The organism is Leclercia sp. S52 (assembly GCF_039727615.1).
Taxonomy (GTDB): domain Bacteria; phylum Pseudomonadota; class Gammaproteobacteria; order Enterobacterales; family Enterobacteriaceae; genus Enterobacter; species Enterobacter adecarboxylatus_B.
The window spans coordinates 4129647-4151030 of sequence record NZ_CP152474.1 but is presented as its reverse complement, the minus strand read 5'-3'; the positions used below and the strand labels follow the sequence as shown (position 1 = coordinate 4151030).

General features: G+C 59.1%; 15 protein-coding genes and 4 pseudogenes. 8 read left to right on the top strand and 11 right to left on the bottom strand.

Annotation, left to right across the window (positions count from 1 at the left end):
- Positions 1–8 precede the first annotated feature (8 nt).
- Positions 9–1197, top strand: a pseudogene (locus AAHB66_RS19850) (glycoside hydrolase family 88 protein).
- Here AAHB66_RS19850 and AAHB66_RS19845 read toward each other — a convergent pair.
- The 4 genes from AAHB66_RS19845 to AAHB66_RS19830 form a co-directional block, all read right to left on the bottom strand.
- Complete coding sequence (locus AAHB66_RS19845; protein ID WP_347114214.1) at positions 1146–1745, bottom strand: hypothetical protein; 600 nt, start codon at positions 1743–1745, stop codon at positions 1146–1148. The pseudogene AAHB66_RS19850 and the gene AAHB66_RS19845 sit on opposite strands and share 52 nt — an antisense overlap.
- Before the next feature lie 20 nt (positions 1746–1765).
- Entirely contained in the window at positions 1766–2206 is a 441-nt protein-coding gene (gene lysM / locus AAHB66_RS19840) for a peptidoglycan-binding protein LysM (RefSeq protein WP_032614158.1), read from the bottom strand.
- A gap of 181 nt (positions 2207–2387) precedes the next feature.
- Complete coding sequence (locus tag AAHB66_RS19835; protein WP_347114212.1) at positions 2388–2702, bottom strand: putative quinol monooxygenase; 315 nt, start codon at positions 2700–2702, stop codon at positions 2388–2390.
- 29 nt (positions 2703–2731) lie between these two features.
- A complete protein-coding gene (locus tag AAHB66_RS19830) occupies positions 2732–3313 on the bottom strand; it encodes an NAD(P)H-dependent oxidoreductase (protein ID WP_032614156.1) in 582 nt (193 codons plus the stop codon).
- A 258-nt stretch (positions 3314–3571) separates the two neighbouring features.
- Here AAHB66_RS19830 and AAHB66_RS19825 point away from each other — a divergent pair, with 258 nt between their 5' ends.
- A complete protein-coding gene (locus AAHB66_RS19825) occupies positions 3572–5017 on the top strand; it encodes a DUF2272 domain-containing protein (RefSeq protein WP_347114210.1) in 1446 nt (481 codons plus the stop codon).
- Positions 5018–5091: 74 nt separating this feature from the next.
- Here the strand turns inward: AAHB66_RS19825 and qseC are convergent, their stop codons facing one another.
- Both qseC and qseB read right to left on the bottom strand, forming a co-directional pair.
- Positions 5092–6441 carry a quorum sensing histidine kinase QseC gene (qseC, locus tag AAHB66_RS19820; protein ID WP_347114208.1) on the bottom strand — a complete coding sequence of 450 codons (1350 nt, stop codon included), beginning with the start codon at positions 6439–6441 and terminating at the stop codon, positions 5092–5094.
- Positions 6438–7097 carry a quorum sensing response regulator transcription factor QseB gene (qseB, locus tag AAHB66_RS19815; RefSeq protein WP_347114206.1) on the bottom strand — a complete coding sequence of 220 codons (660 nt, stop codon included), beginning with the start codon at positions 7095–7097 and terminating at the stop codon, positions 6438–6440. The genes qseC and qseB overlap by 4 nt, the downstream gene beginning before the upstream one ends.
- A 138-nt stretch (positions 7098–7235) precedes the next feature.
- Here qseB and AAHB66_RS19810 point away from each other — a divergent pair, with 138 nt between their 5' ends.
- The 5 genes and pseudogenes from AAHB66_RS19810 (at position 7236) to AAHB66_RS19790 (ending at position 14681) form a co-directional block, all read left to right on the top strand.
- The gene (locus tag AAHB66_RS19810; RefSeq protein ID WP_333854061.1) at positions 7236–7637 is read left to right on the top strand and encodes a NirD/YgiW/YdeI family stress tolerance protein; all 402 of its coding nucleotides are present in this window, start codon (positions 7236–7238) and stop codon (positions 7635–7637) included.
- A 119-nt stretch (positions 7638–7756) separates the two neighbouring features.
- Positions 7757–10016 (top strand): annotated as a pseudogene (gene parC / locus AAHB66_RS19805) (DNA topoisomerase IV subunit A).
- 116 nt (positions 10017–10132) lie between these two features.
- Positions 10133–10870 (top strand): 1-acylglycerol-3-phosphate O-acyltransferase, encoded by a 738-nt coding sequence (gene plsC / locus AAHB66_RS19800; RefSeq protein ID WP_347114204.1) that lies wholly within the window; start codon positions 10133–10135, stop codon positions 10868–10870.
- 59 nt (positions 10871–10929) lie between these two features.
- Positions 10930–12342 carry a cell division protein FtsP gene (gene ftsP / locus AAHB66_RS19795; protein ID WP_347114203.1) on the top strand — a complete coding sequence of 471 codons (1413 nt, stop codon included), beginning with the start codon at positions 10930–10932 and terminating at the stop codon, positions 12340–12342.
- Between the two features lie 163 nt (positions 12343–12505).
- A pseudogene (locus AAHB66_RS19790) lies at positions 12506–14681 on the top strand (YgiQ family radical SAM protein).
- Between the two features lie 101 nt (positions 14682–14782).
- On the opposite strand, the gene dkgA reads toward AAHB66_RS19790, so the two are convergent.
- On the bottom strand, positions 14783–15610 hold the full coding sequence (gene dkgA / locus AAHB66_RS19785) for a 2,5-didehydrogluconate reductase DkgA (protein WP_347114201.1): 828 nt from the start codon (positions 15608–15610) through the stop codon (positions 14783–14785).
- Positions 15611–15715: 105 nt separating this feature from the next.
- Complete coding sequence (gene yqhD / locus AAHB66_RS19780; RefSeq protein ID WP_347114200.1) at positions 15716–16879, bottom strand: alcohol dehydrogenase; 1164 nt, start codon at positions 16877–16879, stop codon at positions 15716–15718.
- A gap of 183 nt (positions 16880–17062) precedes the next feature.
- On the opposite strand from yqhD, the gene AAHB66_RS19775 reads away from it, so the two are divergent.
- A complete protein-coding gene (locus AAHB66_RS19775) occupies positions 17063–17959 on the top strand; it encodes an AraC family transcriptional regulator (RefSeq protein ID WP_347114198.1) in 897 nt (298 codons plus the stop codon).
- 21 nt (positions 17960–17980) lie between these two features.
- Here the strand turns inward: AAHB66_RS19775 and AAHB66_RS19770 are convergent.
- The 3 genes and pseudogenes from AAHB66_RS19770 to metC all read right to left on the bottom strand — a co-directional run bounded on the left by AAHB66_RS19770 (position 17981) and on the right by metC (position 21334).
- Positions 17981–19200 (bottom strand): annotated as a pseudogene (locus AAHB66_RS19770) (IS481 family transposase).
- A gap of 145 nt (positions 19201–19345) precedes the next feature.
- Positions 19346–20005 carry a DedA family general envelope maintenance protein YghB gene (yghB, locus tag AAHB66_RS19765; protein WP_032614124.1) on the bottom strand — a complete coding sequence of 220 codons (660 nt, stop codon included), beginning with the start codon at positions 20003–20005 and terminating at the stop codon, positions 19346–19348.
- Positions 20006–20146: 141 nt separating this feature from the next.
- Entirely contained in the window at positions 20147–21334 is a 1188-nt protein-coding gene (metC, locus tag AAHB66_RS19760; RefSeq protein ID WP_347114195.1) for a cystathionine beta-lyase, read from the bottom strand.
- Between the last annotated feature and the right edge of the window lie 50 nt (positions 21335–21384).

The window sequence follows — 21384 nt, the reverse complement described above, 5'->3', positions numbered from 1 at the left end:
ATCGAATTATGTTAAGTCATATCACCGAGGAACGTCTGGCCGATATTCCCGCGCCCGTGGATGAATGCGCTTTTAGCGATGAATTAATCTCGGCGCGCAGCCATGTCCTCGACCTGATTAGCCGTCATTTAACGGAGTTCGGCGACAAATTCCCGGCAGAAACCTGCAAGGAGGGGTATTACCCGCTGACGGAAAACGTCGAGTGGACCACCAGCTTCTGGACCGGGCAGCTGTGGCTGGCGTGGGAGATGAGCGGTGACGACAAATTCCGCGCCATGGCCGAGAAACACACCCGCTCGTTTGGCCTGCGCATCGCCGGGCGCAGCGACACCAACACCCACGATCTCGGCTTCCTCTACACGCTCTCCTGCGTGGCGGACTGGCGGCTGACCGGCAGCCGCGAGGCGCGCGGCTTCTCGCTGCTGGCCGCCGAAGCGCTGCTGGAGCGCTTCCATGAGAAAGCGAAGATCATCCAGGCGTGGGGGGGATCTGGCGGATCCGGAGCAGGCCGGGCGGATGATCATCGACTGCAACATGAACCTGCCGCTGCTCTACTGGGCGACCGAGCAGACCGGGGATCCGCGCTTTGCCGAGGCCGCCAGAGCCCACGTGATGCAGGCCGCGACTTACCTCATCCGTGAAGACGCCTCGACCTTCCACACCTACTATATGGACGTGGTCACCGGCGCGCCGCGCTACGGCAACACCCAGCAGGGCTATGCGGATGACTCCTGCTGGTCGCGCGGCCAGGCGTGGGGGATCTACGGCTTCCTGCTGAGCTACATCTACACCGGCGACGCGACCATGATCGCCCTGTCGAAGCGGCTGGCGAACTACTTCCTCAACCGCCTGCCGGAGGATCACGTCTGCCACTGGGATCTGGCCCTGGTGGGCACCGACGCCCTGCGCGACTCGTCATCGGCGGCGATTGCGGTGTGCGGCCTGCTGGAGCTGGTGAAGCACCTGCCGGTGACCGACCCGGATCGCGAGCGCTATCTGGCGTGGGCGAAAGGGATCATGTCCTCGCTGACGAAGCACTATCTGATGGGCAAAGAGGAGAAGGGCAACGGCCTGCTGAAGCACTCGGTCTATCACCTCGCCAGCAACAAGGGCGTGGATGAATGTGCCAGCTGGGGGGATTACTTCTACGTTGAGGCGCTGGTGCGTTTTACCCAGAGCTGGAAACTGTACTGGTAAATAAACTGGGGTGATGTCACCACCCCAGCACCTCTTTTATGACTCGCCGGTAGGGGGGTGTCGATCTGCTCCGGCACCCGATCGATATAGTCCCGTGCGTGCTGGCGGGCCTCACCGCTCAGGCTGTCCAGCCAGGCAATGGCTTCGTCCACGGTGGGCACCCGGCCCTCCAGTGAGGCGCTTCTCGGCGGCAGCCCGGTCCAGATCACCGCCTCGATGCCTCTTTCCGCTGCCCATCGTGAGAGCAGGCCGGTATGGCGGCCAGCGATCAGCAGCGAACCGATACCGTCGCAGCGCTCCTCCGGGATCCCTTCGCGTTCGCGCAGGGCCTGGCAGGCAACGCTCAGCGTTTCCGCGTTGAGCCATGCCCAGAGCACCGGCACGGCAGGCGCATTCATACAGATGGCGGTAGCCAGTTCACCGCCGTCACTGACCCGACTAAACTCGACGGGCAGCAACGGCCCGTCGGTTTGCCACTCCCCGGCGACGGGGAGTGAGCCGCTTTTCCATATCAACGAGCCCCAGCCCAGACAGGCTATTTTCATCATCTTCCCTCTGCGCGACGCTATCAGGCTTCAGGGATACGCAGCGTCTGCCCCGGATAAATTTTATCCGGGCTGGAGAGCATAGGGCGGTTGGCTTCAAAGATTTTGTTGTACTTCGACGCATCGCCATACACGGTTTTGGAGATGGCGCTCAGGGTGTCGCCCGATTTAACCGTGTAGTAGGTGGCTTCATGCTGGGTGTCGGTAGCGGTGATGGTGTTCTCCACCTCGCTGACCCCCGCGATGTTCCCCACCGCGACCTGGATTTTTTCTTTCTGCTCCTGGGTCAGCCCGTCACCCGTCACTACGGCCTTACCGTCGTTGACGTTGACCTGCACCTTATCGGCACCCGGGATGTTGAGCTTTTTAAGATGCTCCGAGACTTTATCGCTTTGACCTTTGTGATCGGTCAGGTTATCCCACAGCTTTTCACCTGCTTCTTTAACGAAGTTAAAAATTCCCATTCCTTCCTCCAGATAACAATGAAATCAGGAGTAAGCATAGCAGCTGCGCTTTAAGGTGATAAAAAAAAGCCCGGTAACGTAACGTTACCGGGCTTCTGTTTTGCCCGGTGGCGCTACGCTTACCGGGCCTACAAAACCGTAGGCCGGGCAAACGCAGTGCCGCCCGGCGATACCGCGGAGGTTAAACCCCCTGCTCCAGAATACGAATGTGCGTTTCCAGAACGTCACCTTTGACCGCGTCGCTCCACGCTTTCATGTGCGGGGTCTGCAGGTGGGCTTCGAGGTGGGCTACGGTTTCCCACAGCTCAACCATCACAATTGAGTCCGGGGCGGTGGTCTGGAAGCTGACGCCTGCGGCGGTGTCCACCATCGGCGCGTAGCCGTGGCAGCCTGCCTCTTCTAAAACGGTCGGGATAATTTTTGCGAACTGATCCAGCACCGCCTGACGGTGATGTTGCCCAGGACGGGTGCGAATTTCAGCAATAACGGTAAGCATGGTCATTTCTCCTGATAACATGCCATCAGTTAAGCAAAAATTTCCGCGAGATGCTTGCGATATTCTGCGATATAGCGTGGCACATCCGGCATTTTGATCACGTCGTTGGTGATAAAGGTCGGCAGCGCCTCCATTCCCAGGAACTGATTGGCCTTGTGGAACGGCAGATAGACACCGTCAACGCCCACGCCGTGGAAGAACTGATCTTCTTCGGTAAAAGCTTCCATCGGCGCGTTCCAGGTGAGGGAGAGCATGTACTTTTTCCCCTGGATCAGGCCGCCGGAGCCGTATTTCTTCGACGCATCAGAGCGGGTGCGGCCGTCGCTGGCATACAGCGCGCCGTGGCCTTCGGTAAAGACATCGTCCATATACTTTTTCACGGTCCATGGCGCACCCATCCACCAGCCCGGCATCTGCCAGATCACGACGTCAGCCCAGAGGAAGTTCTGCACTTCAGCCTGGATATCGTATTCACCGTCGGTGCGCACGACTTTAACATCATGCCCGGCGTCGCGCAGGAAGCCGTCCGCGACCTCGGTCAGGGTGTCATTCAATTGGCCATTGGAATGGGCGAATTTTTTCGCGCCGTTGATGATCAGGATATTGCTCATTAAGTTGTCCTCAGAGTAGCGAGTCTGAGGGCCATTCTACGCGCGACAGCGGTGCGGTGAAATTAGCAAAATGTGCAAAGTCTTTTGCTCATGGCGCAATAATCTCTGCGTGACGAAATATCTCCGCTGTAATCATCATTAAGCATGATGCCGCTTCAATCTCCCCTGTGTTAAACCTGAATCTTATAAGTTTGCTTGCGCTCCGGTATTCCGTCGCGGTTTTTTACTAACCGATTCATTAGCTTGCGTGGGTGATGTATGTCTTATAAAGATGACTTCCAGCTGGCAAACGGCTGGGCTGCTGTGGATTTAAATTCCCGTCTCAGTAGCAGAAATCAGCCGTTTCTCGATTTTCTCAAGCAGAATCATGTTTCAACAATTATCCGCTATTACGCCACGGACCCTGAAAACGCGAAAACACTCACCCCAGAGGAGGCGACATTTCTTTCCGGGCAAGGGTTTTCACTGTTACCGGTTTTTCAGGATAGCAGCCGGTCAATTTCAAATTTTACCGCCGCGTCCGGCGTCGCCAATGCCAAAAGCGCGCTGAAGCTGGCCAGGGCCATCGGGCAACCGGAACAGGCGGGTAGCACCATTCTTTTTGCCGTCGATAAGGATTATGAATACGCGCAAATTGATGGGCCAATCCTGGACTACTTTCTCGCTGTAAAACAGACCCTCGGGTCGGCATTCAGAATTGGAGCCTACGGCAGCGGTGCCGTGCTATCGAAACTGATGGCTGAAAACCTGATCGCCGTCCCCTGGCTGTCAATGTCGCGCGCGTTTCATGGTACGGAACCCTTCTTTTATAGTCAGCAATGGGCGCTGCGCCAGATCCCGCCGGATCAAAAATTTCCGGCCGATAAAGGCATTGGCTACGATCGCAATATTTTGCGGCTGCCACCGCATCAACTGGGAGCGTTTACGCTCAACGATGGCGGACGGGTAGCGGGCAGTACGGTTCTGCCGCTGATGACGCCCCCGACCTTTGCTACCCCCACTGATGCTACCAACCGTGTGGTGACCACCGACGGAGTGCGTCTGCGGGATAAGCCCGACGGGGCGGTTATCCGCGATATGACCATCGGCGAGGCGGTAATCGATTCCGGCAGTAGCACCCAGGCGGGCTGGCGTAAGGTGCAGGTCGGCAATGGCAGCGGGGTGATTTTTGGTCTGTACTTGCGTGAACTGGCCAGCCCGGCAATAGAGGCCTTAGTGCAATCGACCATCGCTGAGTGGGTGCGCTTCGATAAAGGAAACGGCGACGAGCGCCAGTCACCGTATTATCGCTACATCCGCGAAATGTGGGCGGAAATCGGTGAGCCCTATGATGGACGCGATACTAAAGAACCCTGGTCTGCCGCCTTTATCTCCTGGGTGGTCAAACAGGCCGGCAAAGGCTATGAAAATTTCAAATTTGCCTCCGGCCACTCCGTGTTTGTGAATAACGCCATTAAAGCCCGCCTCACTCAGCGGCTGGATAAACCCTTCTGGGGATACCGTATTGATGAAGAGAAACCGGCGCTCGGGGATATCATTCAGCGCAACCGGCTGGGAAATCAGTATTCATTCTCCTGGGCGGAAAACCATGTTTTCTATAACAGCCATGCCGATGTCGTCGTTGAAATAAAAGCGGATGTGGTGCGAGTACTGGGGGGGCAACGTCTCCAACAGCGTCAATATGAGGGAGTATCGGCTGGATAAGGAGGGGTTCCTTCAGGAGGGGCAGGGCATCATCGCGATCCTTAAGAACCGCGCAGATGCCGTGGCATAACGTGCTACCAGCCGATCCGGGCGACAAAGCCTCCGTCAGGCGCGTTGCCCAGCGTCACCTGCATCCGGTGCAGGGCGGCAATTCTTTTTACGATTGACAGGCCCAGGCCGCTGCCGGTCTGATCCTGACCGGGCGGGCGATAAAAACGCTCTCCGATCCGCGTCAGGGCGGCGGGGGAAATACCCGGGCCGGTGTCGCGTACGGTAAAGCTATGGGCGTCGAGCGTCACCTCCACCAGGCTACCGCGCGGGCTGTAGCGCACGGCGTTGTCCAGCAGGTTGCGAACCAGCAGGCTCAGGAGTAATGGCTGCCCGGTGCGGGTGACCTGCGGGTCGTGGATGTTCAACCGAATGTCAATCCCGGCCTGCTGCGCCGGGTGATAGCTCTCCATCACCGCCGACTGGAGTAAATCGGCCATATTAAGGGTTTCAACATCGTCCAGATTTTCCAGCGAATCCAGGCGCGACAGCGTCAGAAGCTGCTCAACCAGCCGCGAGGCCCGGTCGATCCCGGCGTGTAGCTGGGTCAGGGCTTTCGCCTGCGCCTGCGGATCGTCAAGCGACAGCTGTGCCACCTCGGTCTGCACTTTCAGGGCGGTTAGCGGGCTGCGCAGCTCGTGGGCGGCATCCGAAGTAAAGCGGCGCTCGCGGGCCATCATCTCCTGGGTGCGGGTGAAAAGCTGATTCAGGGCGTCGACCAGGGGGCGAACTTCAACGGGCACGCCGTGCGTCGCCAGCCGGTCGGTGGCGTCGGGGGAGCGGGCGCGCAGGGTTTGGGTCAGCTTTTTCAGCGGCCAGAGTTCACGGCTCAACAACACAATCAGCAACAGCAGCATCACCGGCAGGGCCACCAGCCACGGGGTGAGCTGCGATCTGACCACGTCCAGCGCCATCTCCTGGCGGTACTCCCGCTCCTGGCCGACCACCACCCGGTACTTGCCGTCCGGTGCGGTGAGCCATAAGAAGCGCCATTCGTCGTTATCGTCGTTGAGCTGGCCGTTATCAAAACCTTCCCGACGATAGTGATACGGAATATCGCGCCCGTTTTCGCCGTCGTTGAGCACCATTTTGCCGTTGGGGGTGAAGATGGCGAAGGCCAGCGCATCGTCGTCCAGATGCCCGTGTTTCGCTTTTTTCGGTACCTCGCGCATCCGCTCCGGGGCGCGGATCTCATCCAGATCCATGGTCAGCAGCCGTTTAGCGAACAGCATCTGCTGGGTGTCGAACAGCTTATCGAGCTTCTCGCTGGTCTGCTGCCAGGCGACCAGGCTGGCGGCAAACCACGCCGTCAGCGACAGGGCGAGGAACAGCAGCGTGAGGCGCAGCTTGAGGCTCAGGCGTTGGGTCAGTTTCATGCGTCACCCAGGGTATAACCGATGCCGTGCACGGTGCGGATAAAATCGCTGCCGAGCTTGCGGCGCAGATGGTGGACGTGGACTTCTATGGCATTGCTGGAGACATCATCGTCCCAGTTATAAAGCTTCTCTTCCATCAGCTTACGCGGCAGCACGCGGCCCGCGTTGCGCATCAGCAGCTCCAGCAGGGCGAACTCTTTGGGCTTGAGCACCAGGGTTTCGCCGTTGAGGCTGGCCACAAGACGAGTCGGATCGAGCGTCACGCCGCCGTGGCGCAGCTCGCTGCGCGCCTGTCCGTGGCTGCGGCGCACCAGCGCCTCAAGGCGGGCGGCCACTTCGATCAGCGCAAAAGGTTTACAGAGATAATCGTCGGCCCCGAGGCGTAACCCCTCGACGCGCTGGTTGAGCGCATCCCGCGCGGTGAGGATCAGCACCGGCTCGCTGCGGCCCTGTTCCCGCCAGTCGCGCAGGATCTGCAGCCCGTCGAGGCCGGGCAGCGTCAGGTCGAGCAATATCGCATCATAGGGGGCGCTGTAGAGCGCCGCTCTGCCGGTTTCTCCCTCGGTGAACCAGTCCACGCTGAAGCCCAGTTTCGTCAGCCCGGCCTTAATGCCGTCGCCGATCAGCTTGTCGTCTTCTACCAGTAAAATGCGCATGTTCCCTCCCTGTTGCGGCCAGTAAACCCTCTCTAACCTTCCGCTGTACAGTAAAAAAATTTAAATTTTCCGCTTAAGAAGTTGTTAAGGTTTACCCTGTTTAATGGATTGCGAAACGACATTAAAGGGAGAGTTAAGATGAAAAAATTCGCTGCTATTGCTGCCATCATGATGATCACCACTGCGCCGGTTTTTGCGGCTCAGGGCGGGTTTAACGGCCCGTCGGCGACGGCAACCCAGACGCAAACCCAGCAGGGCGGTTTTGTCGATAACGACGCCAACCTCACCACGGCGCAGAAGGTCAAGGATCAGAAGGACGACAGCTGGGTGAAACTGCGCGGGAACATCACCGAGCGCCTGTCCGACGACCGCTACACCTTCCGCGATGAGAGCGGTACGGTGGTGGTAGAGATTGACCACAAGCGCTGGAACGGCGTGACCGTCACCCCGCAGGATAAGGTTGAGCTGCAGGGTAAAGTCGACAAAGAGTGGAATGATTTCGAAATCGACGTGAAACAGGTTATCAAGCTGAATAAATAACCCGCAAAGGGGCCGCGATTGCGGCCCTTTTTCTCTGTGACTCGACTCGCCAGATGAGGTAGTATCTGCGGCAAAATTGCCTGAAACCAACTGGTTTCTGAGTTGAGGAATCCCATTTAATGAGCGATATGGCAGAGCGCCTCGCGCTACATGAATTCACGGAAAACGCCTACCTGAACTACTCCATGTACGTCATCATGGACAGGGCGTTGCCGTTTATCGGTGATGGGCTGAAACCCGTTCAGCGCCGCATCGTTTATGCGATGTCTGAGCTGGGTCTGAACGCCAGCGCCAAATTTAAAAAATCCGCCCGTACCGTGGGTGACGTGCTGGGTAAATACCATCCGCACGGCGACAGCGCCTGTTATGAAGCCATGGTACTGATGGCCCAGCCGTTCTCTTACCGCTATCCGCTGGTCGACGGCCAGGGGGAACTGGGGGGCGCCGGACGATCCGAAGTCGTTCGCGGCGATGCGTTACACCGAATCCCGTCTCTCTAAATATGCCGAACTGCTGCTCAGCGAGCTGGGCCAGGGCACCGTAGAGTGGGTACCGAACTTCGACGGCACCATGCAGGAGCCGAAAATGCTGCCTGCGCGTCTGCCAAACATCCTGCTGAACGGCACCACCGGCATTGCCGTGGGGATGGCGACGGATATCCCGCCGCACAACCTGCGTGAAGTGGCCAAAGCGGCAATTACCCTGATCGAGCAGCCGAAAACCTCGCTGGACGAGCTGCTGGATATCGTGCAGGGGCCGGACTACCCGACCGAAGCGGAGATCATCACCTCCCGCGCGGAAATCCGCAAAATCTACCAGAACGGTCGCGGCTCCGTGCGCATGCGCGCGGTGTGGAATAAAGAGGACGGCGCGGTGGTGATCACTGCGCTGCCGCACCAGGTCTCAGGCGCGAAAGTGCTGGAGCAGATCGCCGCCCAGATGCGCAATAAAAAGCTGCCGATGGTGGATGACCTGCGTGACGAATCCGACCACGAGAACCCGACCCGTCTGGTGATCGTGCCGCGCTCCAACCGCGTGGACATGGAGCCGGTGATGAACCACCTGTTCGCCACCACCGATCTGGAAAAAAGCTACCGTATCAACCTGAACATGATTGGGCTCGACGGCCGTCCGGCGGTGAAAAACCTGCTGGAGATCCTCACCGAGTGGCTGACCTTCCGCCGCGATACGGTGCGCCGTCGTCTGAACCATCGTCTGGAGAAAGTGCTTAAGCGCCTGCATATCCTCGAAGGTTTGCTGGTGGCGTTCCTCAATATCGACGAAGTGATCGAGATCATCCGCTCCGAGGACGAGCCGAAGCCAGCGCTGATGTTGCGCTTTGGCATCAGTGAAACCCAGGCGGAAGCGATCCTTGAGCTGAAACTGCGCCATCTCGCCAAACTGGAAGAGATGAAGATCCGCGGCGAGCAGGACGCGCTGGAAAAAGAGCGCGATCAGCTCCAGGCGATCCTCGCCTCCGATCGCAAGATGAACAACCTGCTGAAGAAAGAGCTGCAGGCGGACGCCGACGCCTTCGGTGACGCCCGTCGTTCCCCGCTGCACGAGCGCGAAGAAGCGAAAGCGATGAGCGAGCATGACATGCAGCCGTCCGAGCCGGTGACCATCGTGCTGTCGCAAAGCGGCTGGGTACGTAGCGCCAAAGGGCACGATATCGACGCCCCGGGCCTGAGTTACAAAGCGGGCGATAGCTTCAAAGCCGCCGTTAAGGGCAAGAGCAACCAGCCGGTGGCCTTTATCGACACCACCGGGCGCAGCTACGCCATCGATCCGATCACGCTGCCGTCGGCGCGCGGGCAGGGCGAGCCGCTGACCGGCAAGCTGACGCTGCCGCCGGGCGCGACGGTTGAGCATATGCTGATGGAAGGCGACGAGCAGAAGCTGCTGCTGGCCTCCGATGCGGGCTACGGCTTTATCTGTACCTTTAACGATCTGGTATCGCGTAACCGCGCGGGCAAGGCGTTGATTAGCCTGCCGGACAACGCCCGCGTCCTGACGCCGCTGGTGATTGAGGACGAGAGCGATATGCTGCTGGCGATCTCCGCCGCTGGCCGGATGCTGATGTTCCCGCTCAGCGACCTGCCGCAGCTGTCGAAAGGCAAGGGCAACAAGATCATCAACATCTCGACGGCAGAAGCGGCCGCAGGCGAAGACAGCCTGGCGCACCTCTTCATTCTGCCGCCGCAGAGCACCCTGACCATCCACGTGGGTAAACGCAAAATCAAACTGCGCCCGGAAGAGCTGCAGAAAGTGGTGGGCGAACGTGGACGCCGAGGGTCGTTGATGCGCGGACTGCAGCGCATTGACCGCGTGGAGATCGACTCTCCGAACCGCGGTAATGCGAGCGACAGCGAAGCGTAACAGAGCCTCTCCCCCCTCCGTTCAGGAGGGGGTCTCGCTAAAAATATCCGTTATAAAAACAAAGCAGTTACCCGTTGCAGTATAATTGTCAGCTGTCAGGGGTTTTTGAGGTCGCTATGCTATTAATTGTTCGAACCATTCTTGCCGTTATTTACTGTATTCTGGTGTGTGTTTTCGGCTGTATTTACTGCCTGTTCAGCCCGCGTAATCCAAAGCACGTTGCCACCTTTGGCCACATGTTTGCCCGTCTGGGGCCGCTGTTTGGCCTGAAAGTAGAAACGCGCCTGCCGGAAGGGGCAGAGAATCACGGCAACGCTATCTATATCGGTAACCATCAGAACAACTACGATATGGTCACCGCGGCCAAAATTGTTCAGCCGCCAACCGTCACCGTGGGCAAAAAAAGCCTGCTTTGGGTGCCGTTCTTCGGCCTGCTCTACTGGCTGACCGGCAACCTGCTGATCGACCGTAACAACCGCGCCAAGGCGCACGGCACCATCGCTGAGGTGGTGAATCATTTCAAAAAGCGCAAAATCTCTATCTGGATGTTCCCGGAAGGGACCCGCAGCCGGGGTCGCGGCCTGCTGCCGTTCAAAACTGGCGCGTTTCACGCCGCAATTGCAGCAGGTGTACCTATTATTCCGGTGTGCGTTTCCAACACATCGAATAAGATAAACCTTAACCGCCTGCGTAACGGCCTGGTGATCGTCGAGATGCTGCCGCCGGTCGATGTCAGTAAATATGGCAAAGATCAGGTGCGCGAGCTGGCGGCCCACTGCCGCGAATTAATGCTGAATAAAATCGCTGAGCTCGATAAAGAAGTCGCAGAGCGCGAAGCCGCTGGCAGGGTTTAAGCCGGCCTGAAGGGAAAACGAGTTCCCGCGTTGTTAGTACGTTTATACATGGAGCTAATATGTCACTCAGTCGCCGTCAGTTTATTCAGGCATCGGGTATCGCCCTTTGTGCAGGTGCGGTTCCGCTGAGGGCAAACGCCGCCGGGCAGCAGCAGCCGCTGCCCATCCCGCCGTTACTTGAATCCCGTCGCGGTCAGCCGCTGTTCCTGACGTTACAGCGCACCCACTGGTCGTTCACCCAGGGCACACGCGCGAACGTCTGGGGCGTAAACGGGCGCTACCTCGGCCCGACCGTGCGCGTCTGGAGCGGCGATGACGTCAAACTGATCTACAGCAACCGCCTGGCGGAGAACGTCGCCATGACCATCAGCGGTTTGCAGGTGCCGGGCCCGCTGCTGGGCGGTGCCCCACGCATGATGTCCCCGAGCGCCGACTGGGCGCCGGTGCTGCCGGTTCGCCAGAACGCGGCCACCCTCTGGTATCACGCCAATACGCCAAACCGCACCGCGCAGCAGGTCTATACCGGCCTGGCGGGGATGTGGCTGGTGGAGGATGAGATCAGCAAATCCCTGCCGATCCCGAATCACTACGGGGTCGATGACTTTCCGATCATCATTCAGGACAAGCGGCTGGATAACTTCGGTACGCCGGAGTACAGCGAGCCGGGCAGCGGCGGCTTCGTCGGTGATACGCTGCTGGTGAACGGTGCGCAGAGCCCGTATGTCGAGGTGTCACGCGGCTGGGTGCGTCTGCGCCTGCTGAACGCGTCCAACTCGCGCCGCTACCAGCTGCAGATGAGCGATGGCCGGGCGCTGCACGTAATTGCCGGGGATCAGGGCTTCTTACCGGCCCCGGTGCCGGTGAAGCAGCTGGCGCTGGCCCCGGGCGAGCGGCGCGAAATCCTGGTCGATATGACCAACGGCGATGAAGTGTCGATCACCTGCGGCGAGGCGGCGGGCATCGTGGATCGTCTGCGCGGCTTCTTTGAGCCGTCGAGTATTCTGGTCTCGACCCTGGTGTTGACCCTGCGTCCAACCGGCCTGCTGCCGCTGGTAACCGATACCCTGCCGATGCGCCTGCTGCCGGAAGAGATCCTGAGCGGAACGCCGGTGCGTACCCGGGATATCAGCCTCGGCGACGATCCGGGCATCAACGGCCAGCTGTGGGATGTAAACCGCATTGATATCACCGCCCAGCAGGGCTCGTGGGAGCGCTGGACGGTGCGCGCCGACATGCCGCAGGCGTTCCATATCGAAGGGGTGCGGTTCCTGGTGCGTAACGTCAATGGCGCGATGCCCTTCCCGGAAGACCGGGGCTGGAAAGATACCGTCTGGGTCGACGGGCAGGTGGAGCTGCTGGTCTATTACGGTCAGCCTTCCTGGCCGCACTTCCCGTTCCTGTTCCACAGCCAGACGCTGGAGATGATGGACCGGGGCTCGGTAGGGCAAATGTTAATCAATCCGGCACCGTAAAACGTGCCGGGTGGCGCTGCGCTTACCCGGCCTACGGGCTAGTAGGCCGGGTAAGGCGAAGCCGCCACCCGGCGTTAAAAACCCCGCACAATACTCCTTCATTTCCCACATTGATCCAGCGTATAATCCCGCTCCTTTTGTCTGTTTTTTCTTCGGAAGCATTATGAGCGCAATTTCCCTGATCCAGCCGGATCGTGACCTCTTCTCCTGGCCCCAGTACTGGGCGGCCTGCTTTGGACCGGCGCCGTTCCTGCCGATGTCTCGTGAAGAGATGGACCAACTTGGCTGGGACAGCTGCGACATTATTCTGGTGACCGGCGATGCCTACGTCGATCACCCGAGCTTTGGCATGGCGATCTGCGGTCGCATGCTTGAAGCCCAGGGCTTCCGCGTCGGGATCATTGCCCAGCCGGACTGGAACAGCAAAGAGGACTTTATGCGCCTCGGCAAACCGAACCTGTTCTTCGGCGTCACCGCGGGCAACATGGACTCGATGATCAACCGCTACACTGCCGACCGCAAACTGCGTCACGACGATGCCTACACTGCGGATAACGTGGCGGGCAAGCGTCCGGATCGCGCCACTCTCGTTTACACCCAACGATGCAAAGAAGCATGGAAAGACGTGCCGGTCATCCTGGGGGGGCATCGAGGCGAGCCTGCGCCGTACCGCCCATTACGACTACTGGTCTGATACCGTGCGCCGTTCGGTGCTGGTGGACTCTAAAGCCGACATGCTGATCTTCGGCAACGGCGAGCGTCCGCTGGTGGAAGTGGCGCACCGTCTCTCCCAGGGCGAGCCGGTAGGCAACATCCGCGACGTGCGTAACACCGCAATCATGGTGAAAGAGGCGCTGCCGGGCTGGAGCGGGGTGGACTCCCGCATCATCGATATGCCGGGCAAAATCGACCCAATCCCGCATCCGTACGGCGAAGATCTGCCGTGTGCGGATAACAAACCTGTTGAGCCGAAGAAAGCCGAAGCCAAAGCCATCACCGTTCAGCCGCCGCGTCCAAAGCCGTGGGAAAAGACCTACGTGCTGCTGCCGTCCTTTGAGAAAGTCAAAGCCGACAAAGTGCTTTACGCTCATGCCTCCCGAATTCTGCACCACGAAACCAACCCGGGCTGCGCCCGTGCGCTGATGCAAAAGCACGGCGAGCGCTATATCTGGGTCAACCCGCCGGCGATCCCGCTCTCCACCGAAGAGATGGACAGCGTGTTTGCGCTGCCTTACAAGCGCGTGCCGCACCCTTCATACGGTGACAGCCGCATTCCGGCGTACGAGATGATCCGCTTCTCGATCAATATCATGCGCGGCTGCTTTGGCGGCTGCTCTTTCTGCTCCATTACCGAGCACGAAGGTCGCATCATTCAGAGCCGTTCCGAAGAGTCGATTGTTAACGAGATCGAAGCCATTCGCGACACGGTTCCGGGCTTTACCGGCGTGATCTCCGATCTGGGTGGCCCGACGGCCAACATGTACATGCTGCGCTGTAAGTCGCCGCGTGCGGAGCAGACCTGCCGTCGTCTCTCCTGTGTCTATCCGAGCATTTGCGAGCATATGGACACCAACCACGAGCCGACGATCAACCTGTATCGTCGCGCCCGCGACCTGAAGGGCATCAAGAAGATCCTCATCGCTTCCGGCGTGCGTTACGACATCGCGGTGGAAGATCCGCGCTACATCAAAGAGCTGGCGACCCATCACGTGGGCGGCTATCTGAAGATTGCCCCTGAGCATACCGAAGAAGGCCCACTGTCGAAGATGATGAAGCCGGGGATGGGCAGCTACGACCGCTTCAAAGAGCTGTTCGATACCTACTCCAAACAGGCCGGGAAAGAGCAGTATCTGATCCCGTACTTCATCTCCGCGCACCCGGGTACGCGCGATGAGGACATGGTGAACCTGGCCCTGTGGCTGAAACAGCGCCGCTTCCGTCTGGATCAGGTGCAGAACTTCTATCCGTCACCGCTGGCGAACTCGACCACCATGTATTACACCGGCAAGAACCCGCTGAGTAAGATTGGTTATAAGAGTGAAGATGTGGTGGTGCCGAAGGGGGACAAACAGCGTCGCCTGCATAAAGCCCTGCTGCGTTATCACGATCCGGCTAACTGGCCGCTGATCCGCCAGGCGCTGGAAGAGATGGGTAAAAAGCACCTGATCGGCTCACGTCGCGACTGCCTGGTGCCTGCGCCAACGCTGGATGAGATGCGCGAAGCGCGTCGCCAGAACCGCAATACGCGTCCGGCACTGACCAAGCACACGCCGATTGTGCACCAGCGTTCGAACGCGGGCGCGACGGCGAAGAAAAATGTAAAACGTAAGATCGGTTAAACCTGTAAAAATGCCCGGTGGCGCTGCGCTTACCGGGCCTACAACACCCTGAATCGTAGGCCGGGTAAGGCGAAGCCGCCACCCGGCTTTTTTAAACGCAATTAACCGCCAAACTGGTCCGGATCCGGGCCTAAACGCTTGCCTTTATCCAACTTCGCAATTTCACTCAGCTCATCTTTATCCAGACGGAAATCCCACACCTTGAAGTTCTCCGCGATACGCGATGGGGTGACGGATTTCGGGATCACCACCAGGCCGCAGTCCAGATGCCAGCGAATGACAATCTGTGCCGGGGTTTTGCCGTACTTATCGGCCAGGTCGCGGATAATTTTCTGATCGAAGACCCCTTCACCGCCCTGTGCCAGCGGGCTCCAGGATTCGGTCTGGATCTTGTGGGTCGCATTCCACGAGTGGAGCTGGCGCTGCTGCATCAGCGGGTGCAGTTCAATCTGGTTGATAACCGGGGCGACGCCCGTCTCATCAATCAGGCGCTGCAGATGGTGGACCTGGAAATTACAGACCCCGATGCTCTTCACCAGCCCGGCTTTTTGCAGCTCAATCATCCCTTTCCAGGCGTCGACATAGTGGTCGATGGCCGGCACCGGCCAGTGCATCAGATAGAGATCGACGAAGTCGAGTTGCAGCTTGTCCAGGCTCTCCTGAAGGGCTTCCGCCGGACGTTTCTGGTCATCGTTCCACAGCTTGGTAGTGATGAATAACTCATCGCGTGATACACCGGCGCTGGCCAACGCTTTGCCCACGCCGTCCTCATTTTTGTAGGCGGCTGCGGTATCAATGGAGCGATAGCCGACTTCCAGTGCTTTATGAATGGCGGACACGACCTCGTCGTTACCGGCTTTCCATACGCCGAGCCCCAACTGGGGCATTACGTTGCCGTCCTGAAGCTTGATTACGGTTTGGTTTGCCATTTTTCCTCCTTCATTGGACATCCACCAGGGGTACTCCTCTGGTGGCGTATGTGCATTAAGCCTGGCCTAAATGCCGAAAAACGAAAGGTAAGCGTGCAAAATCGCTTAGCGAGCGGCCTCGTAAATACGGCGGCTCACGTCGAGGGTAATGTCGTGATGCTCACCGATTTGGGTCATGCCGTGCTCTTCGAGTTTCGCCAGCAGGGCAGGGATGGAGCTCCCGTCCAGGCCGTAGCCGGAGAGGCGCGTAGGCACGCCCAGCTGCTCGAAGAAGTTGCGGGTCGCGGCGATAGCGGCATCGATACGATCGTCGTCAGAACCCTCGGTAATACCCCAGACGCGCTCAGCGTACTGCAGCAGTTTGCCGCGCTTGGTGTCGCGTTTTTCATTCCACAGCGCGGGCAGCACCACCGCCAGGGTCTGGGCATGATCGAGGCCGTGCATCGCGGTCAGCTCGTGGCCCAGCATGTGGGTGGCCCAGTCCTGCGGCACGCCAGCACCGATCAGGCCGTTCAGCGCCTGAGTCGCGGCCCACATCACGTTGGCACGCACTTCGTAGTTTTCTGGCTCTTTCAGCGCCAGCGGGCCGTCTTCGATCAGGGTCAGCAGAATGCCCTCGGCGAAACGATCCTGGATTTTGGCGTTCACCGGGTAGGTGACGTACTGCTCAACGGTATGGACAAAGGCGTCCACCACGCCGTTCGCCACCTGACGCGGCGGCAGGGTGTAGGTGTAAACCGGATCCAGTACCGCAAACACCGGCTGTACGTGCTCGTTCATAAAGGCCTGCTTGTCGCCGGTGGTTTTACGGGAGATCACCGCACCTTTGTTGGATTCGGAGCCGGTAGCAGGCAGGGTCAGAACGGAGCCCATCGGGATGGCGCTTTTGATGTCGCTGCCGCCGGTCTGCAGGATGTGCCACGGGTCGATACCGTCAGCATAGTGGGCCGCTGCGGCGATAAACTTGGTGCCGTCCAGCACGGAGCCACCGCCGACGGCCAGCAGGAAGGTGATCTTCTCGTCGCGGGCGATTTTCACCGCGTTCATCAGGGTTTCGTAAGAGGGGTTCGGCTCGATGCCGCCAAACTCACGCACGTCCAGACCGTCCAGCGCGCTGTAGACCTGATCCAGCACGCCGTTTTTCTTCACGCTGCCGCCGCCGTAGGTGATCAGCACGCGGGCGTCGGCCGGGATCTGCTCGCGCAGATCGGCGATAGCGTCTTTACCAAACAGAATGCGGGTCGGGGTATGCAGATTGAAATTGTTCATGGTTCGTTCCCTTAGGTGGGTGAAAATACCGGGCTAACTGATGGTGCCCATTGTGGCGAGCGCAGGCTCTCCTCTCAATGCACATTCCTGCCGTTGTCTTGCCCATTTCTACACCGTGCTGGAGAAACTGTGAAAAACCGCGCACACTGCAAACGTCGGAAACCCTGGACGGATTGAGCAAAGATGAACCGCGATGAAACCTGCCTGCACCTGACGGCACAAATTAAAAGACTGAAAGATAAAGCAAATAATCTCGAAGCGCTGCTGCCGGACGTGCGCCTGCTGTACGGCACCCAGCCCGGCACGCGCACGCCGGTGATGTATCAGCCGGGTATCATTTTTCTCTTTTCCGGGCATAAAATTGGCTATATCAACGAGCGGGTATTCCGTTACGACCCGCGTGAATACCTGCTACTGACAGTACCTTTACCCTTTGAATGTGAAACCTTCGCGACAGAAGCCGTGCCGCTGGCAGGGATCCGTTTAAATGTGGATATCCTGCAGCTGCAGGAGCTGCTGATGGACATTGGCGAGGACGAGCTGTTTTGCCCGTCGATGGCGGCAAGCGGGATCAACTCCGCCACGCTGACGGATGAGATCCTCTGCGCCATTGAGCGCCTGCTGGACGTGATGGAGCGCCCGCTGGACGCGCGCATCCTCGGAAAGCAGATAGTGCGTGAGATCCTCTATCACGTGCTGCTGGGGCCGGGGGGCGGGGCGCTGCTGGCGCTGGTCAGCCGTCAGACCCATTTCAGCCTGATCAGCCGGGTGCTGAAGCGCATCGAGAGCCAGTACACCGAAAACCTGAGCGTCGATCAGCTGGCGGCTGAGGCCAACATGAGCGTCTCGGCGTTCCACCATAATTTCAAATCGGTGACCAGCACCTCGCCGCTGCAATATCTCAAAAGCTATCGCCTGCACAAGGCGCGGATGATGATGATCCACGACGGTATGAAAGCCAGCGCGGCCGCGCTGCGGGTGGGGTATGAAAGCGCGTCGCAGTTCAGCCGGGAGTTCAAACGTTACTTCGGGGTCACTCCAGGGGAAGATGCGGCGCGGATCAGGATGATGCAGGGGTAGTGATGGTGCGGGCTGTTGCCCTCACCCTCTCCCTGTACGGTCCGGGGACATGGTAGACAGATGTTCGGGGACATGGTGAACACTTTTTAACATCCTTTACCCATGGTGATCGACTTTTTCTTCAGGTCGATCACCCCCACTTTCATGCTGTACCACCAGACCTCATAGCCTCCATCATCTGCCGTTTCCCGCAGACCAACCCGCTCTCCCCTGAACGCCTTGCCTGCCATCAGACTGACGCCGCGGATTGTCAGCTTCCCGCTGATATCCACCTTCCGGACCTGCACGTCCTCGTCGTATTCCGGTGGCCTTGTGTGGCCGCTGTACTGCCGTGCAGACGGCTGGTAGCGGGAGGCCGGCACCGCCATACCCAAGGCCTCATGCGGGCGTTCAAGGTTATAGACCGTCCGCCAGTGATCGAAGGCGCGCTGCAGTTCACCGCTGTCCGTGAACCACTTACCCTGCAGGACTTCCGCCTTCAGGCTGCGGTGAAAACGCTCCAGCTTGCCCTGGGTCTGCGGATGGTAAGGCCTCGAGTGGCTCACCCGGATCCCCTGACGCATCAGCCACAGCTCCAGTGCCGTCCAGATGCCGGTGGTGTCGCCCCAGGGCGCGCCGTTATCCATGGTCATCCGGTCCGGCAGGCCGTAGCGTTCAAACACCCCGACCAGCTGCTGCTGCACGGTCTCACGCCGTTCATCGGGACAGTGCATCAGGCACAGGGAAAAACGGGAGTGGTCGTCCAGCAGGGTGAGTGGATGGCAGCGTCCGCCGCCAAAGGGAAAGTGGCCCTTGAAGTCCATCTGCCAGAGCTGGTTGGGGGCCGAATGTTCGAAGCGCCCTGTTGCGGGCACTCCTGGCGCACCACCCGGCAGCAGGCCATGGCGGGCCATCAGGTTATGGACGGTGCTGAAGGCAGGCATGCGGTGGCCCTGGTCTTCCAGCCAGCGCTTGATCTTGCGCGCGCCCCAGCGTTAGTGACGGACATGTGCCATACGCAACAGGTCAGTGATGTCGTCGGACGACCGGTTCGGGGAATGATGAGGAATGCGGGGGCGGTCCTGAAGACCGGGAGCGCCTTCCTCAGCCCAGCGGCGAAGCCACTTGTAGCCGGTGGCAGGTGAGATGCCGTAGTGACGGCACAGTGCGCGGGCGTTCGCCCCGTCCTGCGAGGCGAACAATACAAACTCGGTACGTAGTGACATGGTATCTCTCGCATCCCACGGCATAAGCGACTCCACAGACGGGTTCTTATGCCTTAGTTGTAAGTGTCTACCATGTCCCCGAACAAGTGTTCATGATGTCCCCGGACCGTACATCCCAAGGGGAGAGGGAACCGTTTCTCCCTCTCCCTTTGGGAGAGGGCAGGGGTGAGGGGATTAACAATCAGGCGCTACAGTACTTCTTACGAATCACCACCACGATAGTCCCCACCAGCCCGGCCACCAGCAGGAACAGCGGCAGGATCATCAGGAAGGTCATCACCTGATCTTCGTGGCGTTTCACAAACGGGATCATGCTCAGGGCATAGCCGAAGGTGGTCACTACGCCGACCCACAGCAGCGCGCTCAGCCAGTTAAAGAACTGGAAGCGGCGGTTAGAGAGCCCGGAGATGCCCGCCATGGTTGGCAGCAGGGTGCGCACAAAGGCGAGGAAACGCCCGGCGAGCAGCGCCAGCAGACCGTGGCGATCGAACATGCAGGTCGCCCGCTGATGGTATTTATGGGGCAACTGCGCCAGCCAGCTTTTCACCACCCGCGTATTGCCCAGCCAGCGGCCCTGCAAATAGCTGAGCCAGCAGCCCAGGCTGGCGGCGGAGGTCAGGATCACCATCGTCGGCGCAAAGTCCATCACCCCTTTACCGATTAACGCGCCTGCCAGCAGCAGCAGGCTGTCGCCCGGTAAAAATGAAGCAGGGAGTAACCCATTTTCCAGAAACAGCGTGGCGAACATCACCAGATAAACAATCCCCACCACGTGCGGATCCGCCAGTGCTGCAAAATCGTGTTGCCAGAGTGCAGCGATAATATCTTGAATAACAGCCATGGGCTTTCCTGTGGAACAGCATATATAGGGCTATTGTACTCCCTATTTCGCCTGCGGGCTTTGATCGCAGGCGCAACAAATCAGACTTTTCTGCAAGTAATGTAGAGAAAAGTGTCCGCAGCGTGTTTATCTGACCTCGTGCTATTCGATACGGGCAAATCCGGCCTCTAAATCGGCAATTAAATCCTCGACGTTTTCCAGGCCGATATGCAGACGGATCAGGGTACCGGTAAAGTCCACTTCACCACCCGGACGCAGGGCGGCAATCTGCTCTGGCTGGTTCGGCAGGATCAGCGACTCAAAGCCGCCCCATGAGTAGGCCATGCTGAACAGCGAGAAGTTATCGAGGTAGTTTGCCAGCTCGTCATTGCTCAGCCGTTTGTTAAGCACAAACGAGAACAAACCGCTGCTGCCCGTAAAGTCACGTTGCCAGAACTCATGTCCGATGCTGCCCGGCAGCGCCGGATGGTTCACGCGCGCCACCTGCGGGTGCTGCGCCAGCCACCGGGCGACCTGCAGGCTGCTTTCATGATGCTGGCGCAGGCGTACGCTCAGGGTGCGCAGGCCGCGGCTGGTCATGTAGGCGGTATCCGCATCCACCATCTGCCCCATCAGATAGGCATTTTCACACAGCTGCTCCCAGCAGCGGGCGTTGGAAACCGCCGTGCCGATCATGCCGTCCGAGTGGCCAATCAGGTATTTGGTTGCCGCCTGGATAGAGATGTCGATACCAAAATCGAGAGCCTTAAACAGCACGCCTGCCGCCCAGGTGTTGTCGATCATGATGATGGCATCCGGCGCTTTGCTGCGTACCGCCTGCACAATGGCCGGGACATCATGCACTTCCATGGTAATGGAGCCCGGCGATTCCAGGAACACCACCCGGGTATTGGGCTGGATCAGATCGGCAATGTTCGCGCCGATCTGCGGATCGAACCAGCCGGTGGTCACGCCCAGCTTGCTGAGAATTTTGGTGCAGAAGTCCTGGCTGGGTTCATAGGCGGTGTTGGTCATCAGGATATGATCGCCCTGCTCGACAAAGGCCAGAATGGTATTGGCCACCGCCGCCGCGCCGCAGGGGAACAGCGCACAGCCGGCGCCGCCTTCCAGCTCGCACATCGCTTCCTGGAGTGAGAAGTGGGTCAGCGTGCCGCGACGCCCGTAAAACAGCTCGCCCTTCGCCCGGTTACGTGTGGCGTGCTTTTTCGCCTCGACGGTCTCAAACACCAGCGACGAGGCGCGCTGAATCACGCTGTTTACCGAACCGAGGGTGTATTTCTTGCTGCGTCCCGCCTGGACAAGGGTGGTATCAAGATGCTTCTCTTTCATGTCTGCCAACCTGTTTTTATACGTCTGGACGTCCAGACTACCATGAAAGT